Genomic DNA, 4,759 nt, shown 5'->3' on the forward strand with positions numbered 1-4,759 from the left:
GTCCCATCGCGCTGCGCGCGATGCAAGCGAACACCCGCGCTGCGCGCGGGTGTTGCGCTTCCGCTCCGCGGAAGCGAGAGCGGCTCGCTGCGCTCCCCGCACAACTCCGCTGCTTCGCAGCGGAGTTGGCGCTCTTTGCGCTGCGCTCCAGGAGCGGGCCACTACGTGGCCGGCCCCGAGCTGCGCTCGGGGCTTGGGGCGGTTCTCCGCTGCGCTGCGAACCGCGTGCCTCGCACTGCGTGCGAGGCATCGGGCCACGCTCCGCGCGGCCCGGGCTGGCAGCAGTAAGGGGTGGGCTCCTGCCGTGGGGCCGGGTGCCACGCTGTCAGCCTCCCCCCTTGGTCGCACATCAGGTGGGAGTGCGGTGCGCGGGCCGGCCGAGCTGCCGCGCGGCCTGCTGGGATCACTTGTGCTGCTGTTCAGTGCGGCCTTCGAAGTCGCGCCGGATCGCGGCTCCCTGATCCTCGATCAGTCCGGCCTGGTCGGGGAGGTCGAGGACCGCACCGCAGTGGTTGCACAGCTTCCCGTCTTCGGCGGGCGTGCCGCAGGCCTTGCAGAACCGGTTGCCTCGAGTGTTGTCGGTGTTGTGGGTCATGGCTCTCCTGGTCGGGTGGGCGGCGATGGATGCGGAGTACCCGTAGCTTGTGTGCTGATTCTTCGGCTCGTCTGCTTCATTTTGTAGTTAGGATAGAGTCTGGAATTGAGTGGCCGTGCCTCTGTGAGTGTGTGGCCTGCTGGAGGGCGGTCATTTTGGCTCCAGGTCGAGGACGTGGACCTGTGCTGTACGGATGGGCTGCTGGCCAAGTCCCCTGGCAGTCAAGGCTAGTTGCCCGTGTTGCGGGGTGAGGACTGTCGTCCGGCTTGCAGGAGGATTGGACCGTAGTGGCTGCGAAGGAACTCCGTCCGCATCAGCGGGAAGCCGTGGATGCAGTACTCCGGGCGCTTGAATTGCCTGCAAGATCGTCTGTGCCCGAGCGGGGCATGCGGACCCAGGTGATCATGGCCACCGGATCGGGCAAGACCCTGGTGGCCACCCGGAGCGCTGAGGAGCTCCGTGCGGGCCGTGTCCTGGTCCTCGTGCCCTCCCTGGACCTCCTCGCCCAGACCGAAGCCGCCTGGCGCGAGGCAGGGCGCACCGGGCCGATGATCGGGGTCTCCTCCCTGCGCGGGGAGGAGGCGTCCTTCCCGAACACCACGGACGTGGGCGAGCTGGTCGCCTGGGTGCGGCCGTTCGACAAGGTCACCGTGTTCGCCACGTACGCCTCCCTCGGGCTCGGCACGCTGGAACGCGCCCACAGGGCCGGCCTTCCGGGCTGGGACCTGATCGTCGTGGACGAGGCGCACCGGGTTTCGGGCCGGATCGGCAGGCCGTGGGCGGTCGTCCACGACAACACCCGCATCCCCGCGCTGCGCCGGCTCTACATGACCGCCACCCCACGGTTGTGGCAACTCGACGAGGACACTGAGACCGCACCGGGCGCACCGGGTGAGCTGGTCGCGAGTATGGAGGACTCCCCCGACTCGCCCTTCGGCAGCCGGTGTTACACGCTGACGCTGTCCGAGGCGATCGACCGCGGGATCTGCGCGCCCTACCAGGTGGTGTGCCTGGACATCACCGACAGCCAGCTCCAGGCGGCGCAGCTGCTGGGTGTGGAGGGCCGCTCGGATCAGGTGCGGGGGGCGCGGCTCGCTGCTCTGCAGACGGCGTTGGTGAAGGCCTCGGCCGAGGAGGGCTTTGGGCGGACGCTGGTCTTTCACCACCAGGTGAAGGAGGCCGAAGCGTTCGCGGCCGGTCTCCCCCGCGTGGCCGGCCGGCTGCACGCCGCCGACCCCGAGCTGTACCCGCGCGACGTGTGGGCGGACTGGCTGTGCGGCGAGCACAAGCCCCACCACCGGCGCCGGGTCCTGGACGAGTTCTCCCAGGGGGTCGCTGCTGACGGCACCGTCGTGGAGAAGACGTTCCTCGGGTCCGTCCGGGTGCTCGGCGAAGGCATCGATACCTCCCGCTGTGACTCTGTGTACTTCGCGGACGTCCGCGGCTCCATGCCCGACCTCGTCCAGGCCGTCGGCCGGGCGCTGCGGGTGCGACCGGGTGAGGGCAAGGTCGCCTCGCTCGTGGTGCCGGTCCTGCTGGGGCCCGGCGAGACCGTCGACAACATGCTCACCTCGCGGGCGTTCGGCGGGTTGGCAAGGCTTTTGGAAGCGCTGCGTGCCCACGACGCTCGTGTCGTGGAGGCACTCGCCGAGCCGCAGGCCCGCAGCCGTGTCAGAGGCGTCCAGACCCGCTCCGGAGAAGAGAACGACGAGGCCGGGGAGGGTCCGGACGTCGACGAGCGGGCCCGGCTGTCGGTGCCGGCCCGGGAGCTGCTGAAGTTCTCCACCCCACGCGACCCCGCACAGCTGGCCGCCTTCATCAACCTCCGCGTCCTCAACCCCGAACACGCTCACTGGCGGCGCGGCATCGAGGCCGCCACCCTCTACCACCAGCGCCACGGCGACCTCCGCGTGCCGTTCACCTACCGGGTACCCGGCGGCGGCGACCAGGTGGCGGAGGCCGGGGGGTGGCCGGCCTCGCTCGCCGCGTTCCCGCTCGGACAATGGGCTGCCGACGCCCGAAGGGCCTACACCCGCGGCACCATGAGTCCCGAGCGCGTGGCGCAGCTGGAGAAGCTCGGCATGGTCTGGTCGCACTACGACGTCGCCTGGGAAGAGGGGCTCGCCGCCGCCCGCGGCTGGGCACAGGAACACGGGCACCTCGCGGCGCCGGCGGACGCCACACACGCCGGCTACCGCGTAGGGCTATATCTGAAGAACGCGCGGGCAGCCGCCCGGCGAGCGGTGGTGGAGGAGCAGCGGCGGGCCGAGGGTATGCCCGTTCAGTCCGCGGCCGGTGTGCTGTCGCAGGAGCGACGCGAGCAGCTCGACGACATCGACCCCGCCTGGTGCCCCGCCTGGCCCATCGACTGGCAACGCTGCTTCCACCTCGTCCGGCAGCACCTCGCCGAGACCGGCGGCGCGCTGCCGACCGAGTCCGGTGACGTCGTGCGCCAGGGCGAAGACCTCGGCCGATGGGTACACGCCCAGCGACTCGGCTGGAACAAGCTCACCACCGCACAGCAATGGCTGTGCGAGCACATCCTCGGGATCGAACCCGCCGGCGACGACGAGAAACCGACGCCGCGACGCAGCCAAGCCGACAAATGGGCCCTCAACCTCGCCGCCGCCACCCAGTACTACCAACGCGAAGGCCACCTCCGAGTCCCAAGGAGCCACATCGAACGGATCGCCGTCGACCAAGACGGCGACGGGCAGGAGGGCGGCGGCGAGGCCCAGGAGGAACGGGAGCTCCGGCTTGGTGCATGGATCGGGAACCAGCGCAGCAGGGCCGCCACGCTGACGTCGGAGCGGATCGAGCAACTAGCCGCCATCGGCATGCGCTGGACCTGACCGCCCCCCAGGGCGCAGCGGCTGCGGTATAAAGCGTACATATGGCGTACGGAGGGCGTACGTAGTACGTACTGAGCGCGGTGGCGACCGGCAATACGGTGCGGCTCTCTCCCAGCGGACTCTCCCCGTCACCGACAGATCGCAGCCAGGCTCTGGTAGCCGACGCTAGGCAAGGTCTTCCAGCCGAGCGAAGGCCTGGAGCCGCGTGCGCCCATTACCGGATGGGCCGACAAGCCGTTGGGCTCTGTGTGCAGGATGCCGGGCAGGACGGAGCGGGGGCTTGGCGGCCCGAGGTCGCTTCGGTGGATGTGCTGTTCCGGGCTGCTGTCGGGGCGACGGAGTGTTCGAGGTGGTCGTCGGCCGCTGCCGAGGTCGTCTTCGAAAGCTGTCCGCCGCTGAAGCCGTTCCCAGCCCGTAAAGGCAAGCGGCTGGCACCGGGATGGTGGTGGTCGGCCACCACCGGAAGGCTTGTGCACTACGGGTCCGCGGCGATGCGGCTGCACGTGATGCTCCTCGACCGCGATCCGCGCGTCAGCGCACTGGCCGCCCGGCCGTTGGAACTGCGGTGGCCAGTGCCCAGCGGGATGCGAACGCATGCTCCTCAGCTGATGCTCCGGCTGGCCGATGGCCAGGGGGTGCTAGCCGACTGCACGGGCAGAGCAGAGCTGTCTCGGCGTCAGCGGTCGGTTGCTGCGGTGGTCGGAGAGATCTGTGCGGCGGCGGGCTGGCGGTACTGGGTGCTTGGTCCTGTCGATCCGGTGTACCGGCGCAATGTGACTTGGCTGGCCGGATACCGGCACCCGCGGCATCACGGTGGCCGGTTGCTGGCGGCCGCGCTGCAGGGGGCGTTCGTCGAGCCCGCGCCGCTGTGGGAGGGCGTACGCAGGATCGGGGATCCGCTGGTGGTGCTTCCCGCGCTGTTCCATGCCCTGTGGTCGGGACGGCTGGCGGCGGACCTGGGGGCGGCGATGCATGAGCGGATGCCGGTGTGGGCGCAGGCGGCAGCGTGAGGGCGGACAGCGGGATGCCGGGCAGGCCGGTGGTGGAGCCGGGGTGCCGGGTGCGGTTCGGGGGGCGTACCTGGACGGTGGTGGCCCTTGGTGGCGGCCAGGTGCGACTGGTGGCCGAGGACGGTGAAGTGGCGGCGGCTTTGCTGTCGCTGCTGTTCGCCGATGCCGGGTTCGAGGTCCTGGATGCGCCGGGAGTGCCCGGGGTGGCGCCGCTGGGCTTGCTGGAGTCGTTGCCGGAGGCGGTGCGGGAACGAGCGCTGGTCTGGGAGCGGCATGTGCGGGAGGTGGAGACGGGGTGGCCG

At 70.5% G+C, this 4,759-nt stretch carries 4 protein-coding genes; 3 read left to right on the forward strand and 1 reads right to left on the reverse strand.

Annotated features, from left to right (window positions below; all coding sequences use genetic code 11):
- Positions 1-403: 403 nt before the first annotated feature.
- The gene (locus tag V7E45_RS38830; protein ID WP_333778993.1) at positions 404-595 is read right to left on the reverse strand and encodes a zinc ribbon domain-containing protein; all 192 of its coding nucleotides are present in this window, start codon (positions 593-595) and stop codon (positions 404-406) included.
- A 287-nt stretch (positions 596-882) separates the two neighbouring features.
- On the opposite strand from V7E45_RS38830, the gene V7E45_RS38835 reads away from it, so the two are divergent.
- From V7E45_RS38835 to V7E45_RS38845, 3 genes are all read left to right on the forward strand, one after another.
- Positions 883-3,447 (forward strand): DEAD/DEAH box helicase, encoded by a 2,565-nt coding sequence (locus tag V7E45_RS38835; RefSeq protein WP_333778994.1) that lies wholly within the window; start codon positions 883-885, stop codon positions 3,445-3,447.
- Positions 3,448-3,749: 302 nt separating this feature from the next.
- Positions 3,750-4,457, forward strand: a complete 708-nt coding sequence (locus V7E45_RS38840; RefSeq protein ID WP_333778995.1) for a TnsA-like heteromeric transposase endonuclease subunit — start codon at positions 3,750-3,752, stop codon at positions 4,455-4,457.
- Between the two features lie 110 nt (positions 4,458-4,567).
- A partial coding sequence (locus V7E45_RS38845) for a hypothetical protein (protein ID WP_333778996.1) occupies positions 4,568-4,759 on the forward strand: 192 nt, incomplete at its 3' end.

It is taken from the genome of Streptomyces sp. IBSBF 3136, from assembly GCF_036815105.1.
Classification (GTDB): Bacteria; Actinomycetota; Actinomycetes; order Streptomycetales; family Streptomycetaceae; genus Streptomyces.

What these genes read in the sequence shown, in the direction of transcription:
- V7E45_RS38830 (WP_333778993.1), bottom strand. Translation starts at nt 595, where the DNA reads ATGACCCACAACACCGACAACACTCGAGGCAACCGGTTCTGCAAGGCC.